14 protein-coding genes and 1 riboswitch are annotated in these 15587 nt (G+C 37.5%); of the genes, 6 read left to right on the top strand and 8 right to left on the bottom strand.

Annotated elements, in window-relative coordinates:
- Positions 1–113 precede the first annotated feature (113 nt).
- Entirely contained in the window at positions 114–368 is a 255-nt protein-coding gene (locus tag P0092_RS15100; RefSeq protein WP_276186957.1) for a hypothetical protein, read from the bottom strand.
- Between the two features lie 140 nt (positions 369–508).
- On the opposite strand from P0092_RS15100, the gene P0092_RS15095 reads away from it, so the two are divergent.
- The 5 genes from P0092_RS15095 (at position 509) to P0092_RS15075 (ending at position 6446) form a co-directional block, all read left to right on the top strand.
- Positions 509–985 carry a DUF6323 family protein gene (locus P0092_RS15095; protein ID WP_004616766.1) on the top strand — a complete coding sequence of 159 codons (477 nt, stop codon included), beginning with the start codon at positions 509–511 and terminating at the stop codon, positions 983–985.
- Between the two features lie 22 nt (positions 986–1007).
- Entirely contained in the window at positions 1008–2285 is a 1278-nt protein-coding gene (locus P0092_RS15090; protein WP_004616768.1) for a DUF6179 domain-containing protein, read from the top strand.
- 156 nt (positions 2286–2441) lie between these two features.
- Positions 2442–3896, top strand: coding sequence for an alpha/beta hydrolase family protein (locus tag P0092_RS15085; protein WP_004616770.1), 1455 nt, complete (start codon positions 2442–2444; stop codon positions 3894–3896).
- Between the two features lie 105 nt (positions 3897–4001).
- Positions 4002–5771 (top strand): glycoside hydrolase family 9 protein, encoded by a 1770-nt coding sequence (locus P0092_RS15080; protein ID WP_004616773.1) that lies wholly within the window; start codon positions 4002–4004, stop codon positions 5769–5771.
- A gap of 87 nt (positions 5772–5858) precedes the next feature.
- Complete coding sequence (locus P0092_RS15075; protein ID WP_004616775.1) at positions 5859–6446, top strand: flavin reductase family protein; 588 nt, start codon at positions 5859–5861, stop codon at positions 6444–6446.
- A gap of 74 nt (positions 6447–6520) precedes the next feature.
- Here P0092_RS15075 and pflB read toward each other — a convergent pair whose 3' ends face one another.
- The 7 genes from pflB to P0092_RS15040 all read right to left on the bottom strand — a co-directional run bounded on the left by pflB (position 6521) and on the right by P0092_RS15040 (position 14166).
- Entirely contained in the window at positions 6521–8749 is a 2229-nt protein-coding gene (gene pflB / locus P0092_RS15070) for a formate C-acetyltransferase (RefSeq protein WP_004616777.1), read from the bottom strand.
- Positions 8750–8837: 88 nt separating this feature from the next.
- A riboswitch (ZMP/ZTP riboswitch) is annotated at positions 8838–8915 on the bottom strand.
- Between the two features lie 100 nt (positions 8916–9015).
- Complete coding sequence (locus tag P0092_RS15065; protein WP_004616779.1) at positions 9016–9759, bottom strand: LytR/AlgR family response regulator transcription factor; 744 nt, start codon at positions 9757–9759, stop codon at positions 9016–9018.
- Entirely contained in the window at positions 9741–10118 is a 378-nt protein-coding gene (locus tag P0092_RS15060; RefSeq protein WP_004616780.1) for a hypothetical protein, read from the bottom strand. The genes P0092_RS15065 and P0092_RS15060 overlap by 19 nt, the downstream gene beginning before the upstream one ends.
- Positions 10119–10155: 37 nt before the next feature.
- Positions 10156–11151, bottom strand: a complete 996-nt coding sequence (floA, locus tag P0092_RS15055; protein WP_004616782.1) for a flotillin-like protein FloA — start codon at positions 11149–11151, stop codon at positions 10156–10158.
- A gap of 42 nt (positions 11152–11193) precedes the next feature.
- The gene (locus tag P0092_RS15050) at positions 11194–11694 is read right to left on the bottom strand and encodes an NfeD family protein (RefSeq protein WP_004616784.1); all 501 of its coding nucleotides are present in this window, start codon (positions 11692–11694) and stop codon (positions 11194–11196) included.
- 135 nt (positions 11695–11829) lie between these two features.
- On the bottom strand, positions 11830–12684 hold the full coding sequence (locus P0092_RS15045; protein WP_004616785.1) for a sensor histidine kinase: 855 nt from the start codon (positions 12682–12684) through the stop codon (positions 11830–11832).
- A 234-nt stretch (positions 12685–12918) separates the two neighbouring features.
- Positions 12919–14166 (bottom strand): 6-phosphofructokinase, encoded by a 1248-nt coding sequence (locus P0092_RS15040; RefSeq protein ID WP_004616787.1) that lies wholly within the window; start codon positions 14164–14166, stop codon positions 12919–12921.
- Between the two features lie 321 nt (positions 14167–14487).
- Here P0092_RS15040 and fba point away from each other — a divergent pair, with 321 nt between their 5' ends.
- On the top strand, positions 14488–15423 hold the full coding sequence (gene fba / locus P0092_RS15035; protein WP_004616789.1) for a class II fructose-1,6-bisphosphate aldolase: 936 nt from the start codon (positions 14488–14490) through the stop codon (positions 15421–15423).
- Positions 15424–15587 lie beyond the last annotated feature (164 nt).

The raw sequence follows: 15587 nt of genomic DNA, 5'->3' as shown, positions 1-15587 counted from the left end.
TAAACACCCCTGAGCCATTCAAAATGTTACCAATACAGGTAAAAAAATTAGCGTGTAATAAACACGCTAAAATGTGTGGTATTGTCATTACGAATCTCCCTGCCTTAATCCAGCTAAAGCGCTTTTTGTACTCGCAGCGGTAAAACCTTGAAAACGTCATCATCTTTACGCTTTTCCGTCCAAGCCTTAATTGACCCTACATCCCTGCAATTGTTCATTGAAAGGATCGTGGCGGGTGAAAAATCACAGAAGTATTCCCGCCGCATAAGCAAGAAAAGGGGCAGACAGCCGAAACTGTCTGCCCCTTCACAGGGATTTATACCCGATTCACCTTTTGTCCCTATGATGCCCCGCCTAAGTTGCGGCATCTTTTTTTATTGACAAAATATATAAAAAGTTATATTATTAAATTTAGCAAACGGTTAATCTGCAAGCAAAACTATCCAACTATACTATATCATAAAAGCAAATAGCTGTCAAGGGCTTTTTTAATAAAAGGAGGATTTTTATGAAAGATTTTTTACAAATCCAAAAACTATTATCGCAGAACGAGTCCGAAATTAATCAAATTGAGAAATGCAATGAATTTTCGTCAAAGTTTGGTTTAGTGCTTACAAATGCACAAATCCGGACTCTTTCAGAAGAGAGATATAATACACTAAAGAGGTATGGCCGAGTAGAACTGGGAAAGGGCATTTTAGATAAACTGATTTTTGAGTTTTGCGATTCTCCGTTTATCTGGCAGGAAAACTATATGGATACTTTGTCTGACCTACAGGACATATTTTACTATTTTAAAAACGAATCCCTTGATGAATTTACAGATGACGAACTGATACGCTACATGCGCAAGAGCTTTGATAATGAGTGTCAGGGTTCAATTGAATACTTGAGGGAGACTAGCTTGGAGGATGTGTGCAGAAGCATAAGATACGGACAGGAGGCGTATAAGTATTTTGATACTTACGAGGATGAATTAGAATAACTCCAAAGGAGGACAGATTGTTATGGACGTAATACAGAAATATCAGCATATACAAACTGTGAGGAGCGAGTACTTTCAGTCTCTTTTACAGGGTGCAGCAAAAGAGGGTATAATCAGTTGCGAGCAGTCAAAGAAAATTCAAATGGGGCTGCTAGGTCTGCTTTCAAAGCAAATACAAAAGTTTACTTTTGGGGAAAGCAGTTCTGTAACGGAAGAGATTGCTGCAAATTTGCTCAAATCAATTTGCTTCTCTATAAGTATGGCATTGAAGAGTCAGGACAACGTTGTTATTGCATCAGAATTGCTTGAACATGAGAGTATTGAAGAATTATTTAATAAAGGAAATGAGGTAATCAGATATTATTTTGAGGATGCAAAAAGTATTTGGATAAAAATAAAGTCAGAAGGTCCGAAAATCAGTAATTTGGCTTACAATGATACTGTATTCAAGGGAATGAAGGAATTTTTTGATTGGTATGACTACAGATTTTCTGCACACGAGATAAATGGCAGTTTGGATTATCCTCTTTCCTATGATGAAATGGATTTAAGTGGTATAGAGTATATACATGAATATTTAACTCACCTAGATATGGAGAATGTTTTGTGTTCAAGGTATGATGCCCATAACTTAGATAGTCTTATGAGGGGCTATAGCAAATATTTCAGAGAAGACCTGCTAAATGTATTTGAGTTGGTACTTTCAAATTTACTTGGAAGGAGAATGCTGGGTTATAATCTCCAAGAACTGGATATAAATGAGGAAGACAGGGAGTGGCTGTTAATACAACTTAAAAAGACCGATGAAATGGAACTTGTTAAAAAAATGGAGGAAGCTTTTTATGAAGTATTGTCATTTATCAAAGTGGAATCACAGGATACTATTGAATATTTCAAAATAACTTTAAAAAATATTATCTCAAGAGTTAAACATAATATAAACTTGGGGAAGCTGGACAAAGTCTTTGTAACGCTATACGAGGAGGAAGATGAAATCTTAATATCGGGATATGTTGATGGTAATAAAATGGAAGATGAAGATTTAAGAGTATTAATTGATGAAATGAAAGCTTGCAGATTTTTAGAGGATAAAATTGCAATGGTCTTGCAAAGTGTAAAAAGTCTGGAGGATTTAGAAGAGGTTTTAAGTGAATGCTTCTTTGAGGGGGAATATGAAAGTGTGTTCAAACTCCTTGATAAACGAGAAATACAAGAATTGATAAAGAGGATTCTAGAAAATAAGAATGATTATTCTTCATATTATGAGTGGGAAAAAGAAATTCTTGAATATAATGCATAAATCAGGTAGAGCTTAATACTCTGCCTTTTTTATGCACTTTTAACCACTATACTTACAAATTTATTACAATAATACCATGGAATTACAAATAGTTGTGACATATAATTACAGTAAGTAATAATTTTATGTTAAAAAATTTGTTAGGAGGATTATAAATTGAGGTTATTTGAAACAGTACTTATTTTTGTTAACTTTTTTACGCTAGGATGGCTGTTGTTTAGTAAAAAGAATGCAAATAAAATACCTTGTATTTTATTCGGAATTTCATTTGTAATAACACTTATACAATTAATTGCAGAAGGATACCGTATACAAATGTTACCGGCATACATCTGCCTTCTTTTAAATGTACTGATTTTCTTTCGTAAAGGCAGAAAACCCAGAAAAACCTGGAAACTTGTTCTTGGGTCAATATTTTCACTTTTATTTCTTATAATAGCTGTTGCATTTCCGGTACTTTTGCCTGTTTTTTCTCTTGAAAAACCAACCGGGCCATACCAAGTAGGAACAATTACATATGATTGGACTGATGAAAACCGTTTAGAAGAGGCAACAAAAGACCCAGATGATAAAAGGGAATTAATGGTACAGGTGTGGTACCCTTCTGAAAAATCTGACAGCTTGAAAAGGGCACCATATATAAAAGATCTCCCGGAGGTAGCGAAAGGGCTTGAGAAGCAATCTGGTATACCATCCTTACTATTTAGTCATTTAAAATATGTAAAAAGTCATTCCTATGTAAATGCAAAGATTTCTGTTAAACAGCAGAAATATCCACTTCTGATATTCTCCCACGGCTTTGGGCTTCTTAGAAACATAAACACATTTGAAGTGGAAGAATTAGCAAGTCATGGTTATATTGTTGTCGCAATTGACCACTCTTACGATTCGGCGGCTACAGTATTTTCAAACGGAAGGGTTGCTAAATATACCTACAAAAATGAAGAAATGCTAAAGGCAGACTTTATAGATTTCATGGATTCTCATAATAAAGTATGGGTTAAAGATGTACAATTTGTACTTGATAAAATTGAGGAAGTTAATAAAAAAGATCCTCTTAATATTTTTAGCGGAAGGATTGATTTGAATAAAATAGGTATGTTCGGACACTCGTATGGAGGTGCAACAGCAGGACAGATTATTATGAAGGACTCAAGAATTAAAGCGGGCATAAACATGGATGGGGATTTTGTGGGAACTCCTATTTCTGAAAAGGGTTTAGGGAAGCCATTCATGATGATGGACGCTGAAGTGACTATGAATAATAGACTGGATTTTGACAAATATTTGACCAAATGTGGAGTAAGTGATGATTCACGTAAGAGATTTATAGAGCAAAATACAAAAATGTGTAACGTAAGAAGTAACGCTATTGCAAATGGAGGGTATTCTCTTTTAATAAATAAAATAATTCACCTTAGCTATACCGATTTAAGCCTTTTTACCCCATTATTAGCTATTAACTATAATCCTCACGATGTACACAAAATAATTAATGATTTTACTTTAACATTCTTTAATAAATATTTATTGGGAGATTCATCTGCTTCTTTGGAAAATACCGCCAAGAAATATAAGAATGTTGAGCTAAAGCAGACAAAACATAACTAGAGTTGTGCAACTTTAGCCTAATTAATAAAAAATTAATACATTCTCTTCCCGAATAATATATAATAGATATTGCTTTACATACAAAATGAGAAAGAGTGTTAAATAATGAATTGGAAAAATACAATTATAAGCCTTACTCTGGCAGGCAGTTTTATTTTTACCATGAGTTCTTGTGCTTCCAGGCCCGTAAGCAGCTATGTTTCAGAGGAAACTGCACAAGCAACAGCAAAAGTATCACAAAACATAAAAACGGAAAATGAGTTAAGTGATGAAATTCATGTAGATCAGCTGGGTTATAAAACCCTGGCAAAAAAAATAGCTATAATTAAGGGTGAATATAAAAAGTTTCAGGTGGTTGACAGTAAAACAGGTGTGGCGGTTTTAACAGGAGATTTGACTGAAAGCTCAAATGATGACTCCAGCGGAGATACTGTATGCTATGCAGACTTTAGTAAGATTACAGTACCCGGTAAGTACTTTATCTCAATATCAGGATTAGGTAAATCATTTGATTTTTTAGTAGATAACAATGTATATACAAAGCTTGGTGATTCTATGCAAAAAGCACTGTATTATCAACGTTGCGGAACAGCTTTGACAACTGAATTTGCAGGTGAATACAGTCATGCGGTTTGTCACAAAGCATTAGCTAAATTATATAACGATGAGACAAAAACAATTGACGTAAGCGGAGGCTGGCATGATGCTGGAGATTACGGAAGATACGTTGTACCTGCATCTGTCACAGCAGCAGGCTTACTTTTGGCATATGAGCTTTATCCGCAAGCTTTTACGGATACAACACGTATTCCGGAAAGCGGCAATAAGATACCGGACGTTCTTGATGAAGCAAAATATGGGATACAGTGGCTTCTCAAAATGCAAGACAGTGAGTCTGGCGGGGTATATCACAAGGTCACATCAAGGGCATTTCCGGAAATGACAACAATGCCTGATAAAGATGTTGACGATCAGCTTGTAATGCCCATATCTACTAATGCTACAGCTGATTTTGCAGCAACTGCGGCAATGGCTTCAAGAATATATATGACTATAGATCCCGTATTTGCACAAAATTGCTTGCAGGCCTCCAAAAAAGCCTGGGAATGGCTTGAAGAAAATAAGGATTTCGTTAGCTTCAAGAATCCTTCAGATGTGGCGTCAGGAAAGTATGGAGACAGCTCAGGGAAAGATGAGAAGGCATGGGCAGCTGCTGAACTTTTCAGAGCTACGGGAGATGAGAAATACAACAAATATTTTACAGACAATTATCAAGTTGAAGGCTTTGGACTTGGATGGCAGAATGTAAGCGGATTTGCAGCAATTGCATATATGTTTTCAGATGTATCTGGAACAGACCAGAAAAAAGCCGATGAAATTAAAAAGTCATGGCTTGCAAAAGCAGATATGTTTGCAGCTACAGGTGAAAAAGACGGATATCTGGTTGCAATGCATAAAATGGAGTATAACTGGGGAAGTAACATGAATGTTGCAACCCATGCCATGCACCTGCTTATAGCCGACAAACTCAAAACCGATGAAAAATATACCCAGTCAGCCGATGACTGTACGCATTATCTGCTGGGCAGAAATACACTTAACCAGAGCTATATAACCGGTTTTGGTTCGAAACAGGTTAATAAACCCCATCACAGACCATCTGCGGCTGACCTTGCATTAAAACCTGTTCCCGGCTTAATGGTAGGGGGACCTGATTCGGCTTTAGAGGATGATGTAGCTAAAAGCAAGCTATCGGGTAAATCTCCTGCGGAGTGTTATATAGATGATGTTGGCTCTTTTTCAACAAATGAGGTTGCTACCTACTGGAATTCCTCAGCGATTTTTATTTTAAGCTATTTAAACTCAAATAAGTAAATTGCTAAACAGGTATCAAAATAAAAAGTGATTCATAGTATATTGGTATTAAAAAGAAATATTTTAGACTTTAAGGAGGTTACGACTTTGGCTAAACAAGTTTGGAAACCATCAACCATGTTAAATCCTGTACCGGTAGTAATGGTATCATGTACGGATAATGAGGGAAAACCAAATATAATTACTCTTGCCTGGACGGGGACTATTAACTCTGACCCTCCAATGGTCTCAATATCGGTAAGAAAAGAACGGTATTCCTATGAACTCATAAAAGAAAAAGGCGAATTTGTAATTAATCTTCCTACTAAAAAGCTGACCTTTGCAACTGATTATTGCGGTGTTAAGTCAGGCAGAGATATTGATAAATTTGAGACAATGGGGTTGACGGCTGAAACTGCTTCTAAAATACAAGTTCCGCTTATAAAGGAATGTCCCTTGAATCTTGAGTGCGTGGTGAAACAGTCAATAGAGCTGGGTTCTCATGTATTGTTTTTGGCTGAAATAGTAGCTACAAATGTTGAAGAATCATTGTTGGATGAAAAGGGAAAACTGGATTTACATAAAGCCGAATTAATTTGTTATTCACATGGTGAATACTATCCCCTTGGAAATTCTTTGGGCTATTTCGGGTATTCTATAACCAAAAAGAAGAATCTCAAGAGAAACCAAAAATAGATTTAATTGATTAGTAAAACTAAGCCTTATGAAGTGGCTGAAAACCCCTTCATAAGGCTTTTCCGTTCTATAATTTACATAGCTTCATGAAATGTCCTTGATATTACTTCTAATTGCTGTGACTTGGTAAGCTTTATAAAATGTACGGCGTAGCCGGACACACGAACTGTAAGCTGGTTATATTTCATAGGCTCCTTCATGGCATTTTCCAGAGTTTCTTTATCAAGTACATTAATGTTTATATGATGACCACCGCTCATAATATAACCGTCAATAATGGCGGAAAGATTTGCAGTTTTGGTGATTATTTCTTTGCCCAGAGCATTAGGAATAACTGATAGTGTAAGGGATATACCGTCATTGCACGCACTATAGGGTATCTTTGCCACTGAATTCATCATTGCAAGTATACCTGACTTATCTCTGTTGTGCATCGGGTTGGCACCGGGGGCAAAAGGTTCTCCTTTTTTACGGCCATCAGGAGTAGAGCCTGTTTTCTTACCGTACACAACATTTGATGTTATGGTCAGGATTGACAAAGTATGCCTTGCATTGCGATAGGTGGGATGAGTTTTAAGGCTTTCATAGAAGCTTGTAACCACTTCTTTAGCAATACTGTCGGCTCTGTCGTCATCGTTTCCGTATTGAGGATAACTGCCTTCTAAATCAAAGTCTGTAATAATACCGCGATCATCTCTTATTACCCTGACACGGGTATGTTTAATGGCACTCAAAGAATCCACAAGCACTGATAGCCCGGATATACCGAAGGCCATAAGTCTGTTAACATCTGTATCATGAAGAGCCATCATAAGACGCTCGTAAGCGTATTTATCATGCATATAATGTATAATATTCATGGTATTAACATATAAGCCTGTCATCCAATCCTGCAGCTTTAGAAAGTTTTCCATAACCTCGTCATAGTCAAGGTACTCTCCTTCATATGGCTTTATTTCAGGTGCAACCTGATCACCGCTTATTTCATCACGTCCTCCGTTTAAGGACAATAGAAGCAATTTTGCAAGATTACATCTTGCACCAAAAAACTGCATATCCTTTCCAAGACGCATAGCCGATACACAGCAGGAGATGCCATAATCATCACCGTACTGGGGCTGCATAATATCATCATTTTCATACTGAATTGCACTTGTTGAAATAGACGTTTGGGTACAAAACCTCTTGAAATTTTCAGGTAACTTGACTGACCATAATATTGTGAGATTTGGTTCAGGTGCAGCTCCCAGATTCTTCAAAGTTTGAAGGAACCTGTAGGCGGTTTTTGAAACCATATGTCTTCCGTCGCTGCTGATTCCACCTAAGGACTCAGTCAGCCAAACAGGGTCTCCTGCAAAAAGTTCATTATACTCTTTGGTACGCAAGTGCCTTATAAATCTGAGTTTTATAACAAACTGGTCAATCAGCTCCTGTGCATCTGTTTCTGTTATGGTTCCGTTATTTATATCGCGTTCAATGAATATATCAAAAAATACATTGAGCCTGCCTAAAGAATTTGCAGCTCCGTTGGTTTCTTTTAATGCACCTAAAAATGCCAGATATGTCCACTGAACAGCCTCAAAGGCATTTTGTGCAGGACGCTTCAGATTAAAGCCGTAAGAATTTCCCAGAATACCCAAATCCTTAAGTGCGGCAATCTGATCGTGAAGTTCTTCTCTAAGCCTTATAACAACATCGGTCATAGTGCCGCCGAGACTGTCCAAATCCTTTTGTTTTTGATTTATTAAATAATCCGTGCCATATAGGGCAACTCTTCTGTAATCGCCTATTATACGGCCTCTGCCGTATGCATCGGGAAGCCCTGTTATAACTCCGCATTTTCTTGCCTTACGCATTTCATCAGTATATGCGCTGAAAACACCATCATTATGAGTTTTTATGCTTTTACTGAAAATTTTATCAATGTCAGGTGATGGTGCGGTATCAAACTGCTGGCAGGCCTGTTTAGCCATTCTGTAGCCGGTTTTAGCAAGAAAAGCTCTTTTCAGAGGTGTATCGGTCTGAAGCCCCTTTATTACTTCGTATTTCTCTTCAATAAAGCCGGGTTTATGACTTGTTATACTTGCTACTGTTTCTGTGTCGATATCAAGAATTCCGCCGTTTAAATGCTCTTCAACCAAAAGACTCTTACAAGTATCCCAGAGCTGTTTTGTTTTTGAACTGGCGCTGCAAAGAAAGTTTTCGGCACCATCGTATGGAGTGTAGTTTGTCTGGATAAAGTCCTGAACGTCTATGGAACTCTGCCATTTACCAGGTTTGAAATCAGAAATGTTTAAATTCATAATTTAGTACCCCCTCGGAAAAATTTCTCCCCAGGAAACACTTTTTTGTATGTTTGTGGAAACAACAAAACAAATGCCGCCTGAGCAGTTATGATGCCCAGGCGGCCGGCTTTTAAAGTCATACTCCCTGTGGTAATCTCCACGTCCGCCAGTTGTATGACAGTTTGTTCTTGTAAAATAGTTTATAACTTTAGTATAGAATATTTTTAGGATATGTCAAGAGGTTAATTTTATTGATAAATTCAGATAGACCTTTCAAATGGAGTCTATGCATTGAAGAGCTTCTCCAGTTGACCATATCTGTCATGTGTGAGAAGAGCGTCCTTGTCTGTGCCCTTGAACTTGACGGTATATGTCCAACGCCCGTATGGATAGATTTTGTAAATCATGGAAAGATTTATAATGTAAGACTTGTGGCTTCTGAAAAAGTGCGAATTGTCCAACCTTTCCTCTATTTCGCTTAAGCCTTCAGAGGTAGTCAAGCTTTCTGTCAGGGTGTGAATTACCGTATTCCGATTTTCACGCTCAATAAATATTATATCCTTGCAGTCAATGAAGCTGATGCCTTCCTTGCTCTTTATTATAAGCTTCGAAAGGCTGTATCTGTTGATTTGAGGGGGGGAAACTGCATCAGCTTCTTTGTTAACAAATATCTCCTTTATGCGTTGAAGGGTAGTCAGTATTCTGTCTATTTTAAAGGGCTTAATCAGATAATCCGATGCATATACCTCAAAGGCTTCCGGCATATAGTTTTCGTAGGCAGTAGCAAATATAATAAAGGTTTTGGGTGCAATATCCATTATTCTTTTGGCACACTCAATGCCTCCCATGCCGGGCATTTCAATATCCAAAAAAACAATGTGAGGGGAGAAGGCTTCAACGAGGCCTAAGCCTGTCTCTCCGCTTTTAGCCTCGCCAACCAACTCAAAACCCTCGTTTTTTTCAATTATCTTTTTTAGAACAAGTCTCATTCCATCATCATCATCAACAATCAGAACCTTGAGTTCCATAGGGTATTTCCTCTCCGTTTCATCGCTTTTGGGGGAGCAAGTATTTCCGACATGATAAATCCCTGTATCAGGCCGTTATCGCTGAAGTCAATTTTCAGACTCACTTCTTTGTTGGAATTTTTTGATGCATCCGATTTTATAATATCTTCTGAAGGACTGTTCGTACCATCAGGTTCAGGTTTTTCAGCATTATCTGATATAAAAGAGTCTGATGAAGTTTCATTTTGGAGGTTCTCAGTAACCTCCGGTGAATTACTACTATCAGATTCAACGGTCACAGGTGTACCAGCGGCTTGTGAGCCGCTGGATTTCATAGGAACTCCAAGAGCTGAATACATTAGTTTGTAAATTGGTTCCATTTTCACTTCACTCCTTTTGATAAACGTTCCCGGTATCCTACGATTTTATATCAATGTTTTCAGGAACATCAGGGTTACCTGCCTTAGAAATGGCATCCCTCATCTGGGTATCAGCTATCATATTCTGAAGATTGTAGTAATCCATTACACCAATCTTTCCTTCACGGAGAGCTGTAGCCATAGCATCCGGTACAAGAGCCTCCGCCTCAACAACCTTTGCCCTCATCTCCTGAACAGCAGCCTTCATTTCCTGTTCTTTTGCAACAGCCATTGCTCTTCTTTCCTCAGCCTTGGCCTGTGCTATGTTTTTATCTGCTTCTGCTTGAAGAGTTTGCAGCTGGGCGCCTATATTTCTGCCGACATCAACGTCAGCTATATCAATTGAAAGAATTTCAAAGGCAGTTCCTGCATCCAGACCTTTTGACAGAACTGTTTGGGATATTTTATCAGGGTTTTCAAGTACCTCTTTATGGGAAAAAGAGCTACCTACAGTTGTTACAATACCTTCACCGACTCTGGCAAGGACGGTAGTTTCTCCCGCACCGCCTATGAGTCTGTCCAGATTGGCCCTGACTGTTACTCTTGCCTTTGCCAGAAGTTCAATACCGTCTTTTGCAACCGCTGAAACATTAGGGGTCTCGATAACTTTTGGGTTTACACTCATCTTAACTGCTTCCAGTACATTGCGGCCTGCCAAATCAATAGCAGCAGCTCTTTCAAAGGGAAGATTCATGTTTGCCCTGTGAGCAGCTATTAGTGCATCAACAACAACATCTACATTTCCTCCTGCAAGGTAATGCGCTTCCAGTTGGTTTACATTGAGATCTATGCCGCCTTTGACTGCTTTTATGAGAGGCATTACTATCTTGTAGGGCTTCACCCTTCTAAGCTTCATACCAATAAGGTTGAAGATACTGACCTTTACATTTGCAGCCAAAGCTGATATCCATAAACCCACGGGCACCAGACTGAAAAACAAAGCAAAGAACAGTGCCAGTGCACACAATATAATAACAAAACCTGTTAAATTCATAACAATCTCTCCTTTTCGTTTGAGCAACATTATAATGAAAAGCTAAATTTCACGAACTACTATACTCCTACCGATAACTTTTATTACCTTTACCTTTTTGCCTTGGGGAATAAATGAACCCTCTGATACTACATCAATTTTAACTCCATCAAAATCCACTACTCCGGATGGCCTCAAAACAGTGTAGCTGATGCCTTCTTTGCCAAGAAAAAATTCCAGATCCTCCATACCTATATACCCGGTTGATTTTTGCTGCGAGTGCTTTAGTATAAGAGACGACCTTGACAATTTTCCTTTGGTAGCCGAGTGAAGTATAATACTAAGCGCAATTCCCAGAATTGCCAGTACAAGTACTATCAGAATCAAAGCCTGCTGGAAGGTTGATGCTATAAAAATAATTCCTATGATTATCAGAATAGCACCTGTGATTCCCGGAGCGCCAAACCCAGGATGAAACATCTCTACTATTACAAGTATAACCCCTATTATCAGTATAAGCCCCTGTATAAAACTTATTTGTACAATGAAATCCAATATTTCCACATTAGACTGCCCCCTTTTTGTGCATATTTATTTATGCTTTTGGTAATATTATATTGTTCTAATTACTATAAGTAATGGGTAATTGCCGTAAAGTACATTAAATAGTCACAAATGTCGGTTTACATCATCAAAAGTTTACTTTGGTATTTGCCCTTCAAATATGGTTTCACCGTTATCAACTCGTACATTTATGCTTCCGCCGTAATTAAGGAGGGTTTCCTTTGTAATAGCCAGTCCCATGCCTTCACCTTTATTGCCTTTTGTTGTAAAACCTGTTTCAAATATTTTGTCGATAATATCCTGTGGCATTCCGGAACCATTGTCTTTGATAGTGAAATAGTAGTATTTAATGTCTTCATGGAGAATAATTTCTATATATTTATTACCTTGAGAGTTTTCAAGTGCATAAATGGCATTATCTATAATATTACCTATGACCCTGCAAAACTCCCAAGTGGGAATCTTGATTTTATCAAATCTGGAGTTTACCGTTAGTCTGGTTTCAATCCCTCTTTTTTCTCCGGCAAGAACTTTTGCCTGCAACAGGGCGTTAAAAGCAGGGTTTGATGTTCTCATGACACGACTTACCTTTTGAATATCGTTATAAACCTTTTCGATATAATCTTTTGTGTCACTGAATTCTTCCAGTTCAATAAGTCCGTAGACCACTTGAAGATGGTTCATAAAATCGTGTCTCTGTGCTCTCAGGGTTTTGTTCAGCTCCTCAAGCTGAAACAGTGTTTGCACAAGAGTATCATTTTTAGAGTTTATCTGCCCTAGACGTTGAATATCTTTTATATTGATAAAGGTATTTAGAAAGGAAATCAAAACAATTGTTATATATGAAATGGTTTCACTGTTAAAAGTTATAAAAACAGATGCATCCCTCAAATACTGGAATACCATTATGCCTATTAATATTGCTACCTGAGCAACATTGAGTATGATTACCGATAAAATTGTTTTGTTGAATGCCAGATTCCTTTTCATTTTTCCTCGCTATCTCAGAACTTAGTAGATATAGGTTATATTATACAAAATGTTCACTCATTTGGATATATTCCAAGTATGTTTATAGTGGGTTGGCCATGCAGGGGGCGGTGCAGGCAATAGTTGTTTTTAGCAAAGTAAAAGCCAGCGTCTTTTAGACGCTGGCCGGTAATAAGCCCTTATAGAGCTAACACAAACCACCAGTTTTACGGGTGGTCATAATTGTAAGTTTTATTATTTAGTTGCAAAAACTTTTTTGAGTTTTGCAAATCTAGGAAGACCATCTTCCTTAGGAGGAGTGGATTCACCTTGAATTAATGGTAAAGCATAGTCAATAAACTCTTGCTTTAAGCCATTTCCAGCTTCATTAATCCATTCTCTAGGAATCTTCTTTTCAGTATTTGCAACATCGTCCAAATTGAGTAACTGAATTTCACATTTGTATTCGCTTCCTTCAGCTCTCTTAAAGCCAACCATCTTGTCTGTCATACCTTCAACTGCATATCTTACTGCCATTTGACCTGACATGTAGGATTCGTTTACGTCGCTTGCAGAACCGCAGTGAGCAGCACATCTTTGAAGAAGACTGAATTCGATTCCACGAACCTTTGCTCCGGTCTTTTCCTTAACAATTGCAGCCAGAGTAGCAGCGAGTCCGCCTAACTGAGCATGTCCGAAAGAATCTTTCTGATCAGCAAGGTTTGAACCGTATTCTGAAATGTACTTACCGTTTTTGTCCTTAATACCTTCTGAAACAGCAACGATACAGTTTCCATTTTCTTTGTAAATTCTAGTACAGTCAGCAAGGAACTGATCCATATCAAAATCAATTTCAGGGAGGTATATCAAGTCAGGACCTGCACCCTTGTAAGCAGCAAGAGCAGTTGCAGCTGTCAACCAACCTGCGTTTCTTCCCATAACTTCAAGTATAGTAATCATACCTGTGTTGTAAACTCTTGCATCATGGTAAACTTCCATAGTTGAAGTAGCGATATACTTAGCTGCACTTGAATATCCAGGGCAGTGGTCTGTTCCGAAAAGGTCATTATCTATAGTCTTTGGAACACCCATTACTTTGCATTCATAGCCAACTTTCTGCATGTACTTGCTAACCTTATTGCAAGTATCCATTGAATCATTTCCACCGTTATAGAAGAAATATCTGATATCATATTTCTTGAAAACTTCAACAAGTCTCTTGTAATCTGTTTCGTCTTCTTCTACTGATTTAAGTTTGTAACGAACAGAACCAAGAGCTGAAGAAGGAGTAGTCTTTAATAAGTCAAGCTCGTAAGCATCTTCCTTGCTCATGTCATAGAATTTTTCATCAAGAATACCTTTGATACCGTGAGCTGCACCATATACAGCTGTTATTGCATCTTGCTTTAATGCTTCCTGAAATACTCCGCATGCACTGGCATTAATTACTGATGTTGGTCCACCTGATTGTCCAAAAATAGCGGCGCCTTTTAAAACAGTCATTTTATATACCTCCTGATATTTATATTAATTTATTAATATATACGTTGCTCTTACCAGACCTTTCTTCAATAGGACTGATATTACAATCCGCAATCAAATTAAAATATAGCATAACAAGTTGGAAAATGCAATTATACATTACCTAGGTTTGTCAAAAAAATATCAAAATATCCCTTGATTTTAAAGATAATATTGCATAAAATAGTAACGGTGAGTTTTTATGTTGGTTAATATTAGAATTACCTTATTGTTTTCTGATAAAATTGGATAAACAATATATAATATAAAGGTAAAATTATTCTTATAAAGGAGTGCATAAATATGCCATTAGTAACTTCTACCGAAATGTTTAAAAAAGCGTATGAAGGCGGCTATGCAATAGGAGCTTTCAATGTTAATAACATGGAAATTGTACAAGGAATAACTGAAGCAGCAAAAGAAGTAAATGCTCCTCTTATTCTTCAAGTATCAGCAGGAGCAAGAAAGTATGCAAACCATACTTATCTTATGAAATTAGTTGAGGCTGCTATTATAGAAACAGGTTTGCCAATCTGTCTGCACCTTGACCACGGTGATACTTTCGAGCTTTGTAAATCATGTATCGACGGCGGATTTACTTCCGTTATGATAGACGGTTCACACCACTCATTCGAAGATAACATAGCACTTGCAAAACAGGTTGTTGAATATGCTCACCCAAGAGGAGTTGTTGTTGAAGCTGAACTTGGTAGACTTGCAGGTATCGAAGATGCAGTTAACGTATCAGAGGCTGACGCAGCATTTACAAATCCTGCTGAAGTTGAAGAATTCGTTACAAAAACCGGTGTTGATTCATTGGCAATCGCAATCGGTACAAGCCATGGCGCATACAAATTCAAACCAGGAACAAAGCCACAGTTGAGGTTTGATGTATTGGAAGAAGTTTCAAAGAGACTTCCTAACTTCCCAATAGTTCTCCACGGTGCATCATCCGTTATCCCAGAGTTTGTTGAAATGATCAACGGCAATGGCGGAAAAATGCCTGATGCAATAGGTATTCCTGAAGATATGCTCCGTCAGGCTGCTAAGATGGCAGTATGTAAGATAAATATCGACTCTGACTTGAGACTTGCTATGACAGGTTCAATAAGAAAGTATTTCAATGATCATCCTGATCACTTCGATCCAAGACAATATTTAAAGCCAGCTAGAGAGGCTATAAAGGGTCTTGTAAAGAACAAGATTGTTAACGTTCTTGGATGTGACGGTAAAGCTTAATAAATAAAATATTATTTATTAAGTAAGAAAACCCGATTTGATTATTTGTTTTTGCAAATAATCAAATCGGGTTTTTATTTTATCGTGATTTATAGTAACCCTTGTTATATCTGTATCAACATGATATAATCAGACTATATCATGTTGATACATACGGAGGATAT

The organism is Ruminiclostridium papyrosolvens DSM 2782, from assembly GCF_029318685.1.
GTDB classification, from domain to species: Bacteria; Bacillota; Clostridia; order Acetivibrionales; family DSM-1351; genus Ruminiclostridium; species Ruminiclostridium papyrosolvens.
Note: the sequence above shows the minus strand (reverse complement) of the source record. Positions and strands in the feature narration are given on the sequence as shown.

What these genes read in the sequence shown, in the direction of transcription:
- P0092_RS15100 (WP_276186957.1), bottom strand. Translation starts at nt 368, where the DNA reads ATGCCGCAACTTAGGCGGGGCATCATAGGGACAAAAGGTGAATCGGGT.
- P0092_RS15095 (WP_004616766.1), top strand. Translation starts at nt 509, where the DNA reads ATGAAAGATTTTTTACAAATCCAAAAACTATTATCGCAGAACGAGTCC.
- P0092_RS15090 (WP_004616768.1), top strand. Translation starts at nt 1,008, where the DNA reads ATGGACGTAATACAGAAATATCAGCATATACAAACTGTGAGGAGCGAG.
- P0092_RS15080 (WP_004616773.1), top strand. Translation starts at nt 4,002, where the DNA reads ATGAATTGGAAAAATACAATTATAAGCCTTACTCTGGCAGGCAGTTTT.
- pflB (WP_004616777.1), bottom strand. Translation starts at nt 8,749, where the DNA reads ATGAATTTAAACATTTCTGATTTCAAACCTGGTAAATGGCAGAGTTCC.
- P0092_RS15065 (WP_004616779.1), bottom strand. Translation starts at nt 9,759, where the DNA reads ATGGAACTCAAGGTTCTGATTGTTGATGATGATGATGGAATGAGACTT.
- P0092_RS15060 (WP_004616780.1), bottom strand. Translation starts at nt 10,118, where the DNA reads ATGGAACCAATTTACAAACTAATGTATTCAGCTCTTGGAGTTCCTATG.
- floA (WP_004616782.1), bottom strand. Translation starts at nt 11,151, where the DNA reads ATGAATTTAACAGGTTTTGTTATTATATTGTGTGCACTGGCACTGTTC.
- P0092_RS15045 (WP_004616785.1), bottom strand. Translation starts at nt 12,684, where the DNA reads ATGAAAAGGAATCTGGCATTCAACAAAACAATTTTATCGGTAATCATA.
- P0092_RS15040 (WP_004616787.1), bottom strand. Translation starts at nt 14,166, where the DNA reads ATGACTGTTTTAAAAGGCGCCGCTATTTTTGGACAATCAGGTGGACCA.
- fba (WP_004616789.1), top strand. Translation starts at nt 14,488, where the DNA reads ATGCCATTAGTAACTTCTACCGAAATGTTTAAAAAAGCGTATGAAGGC.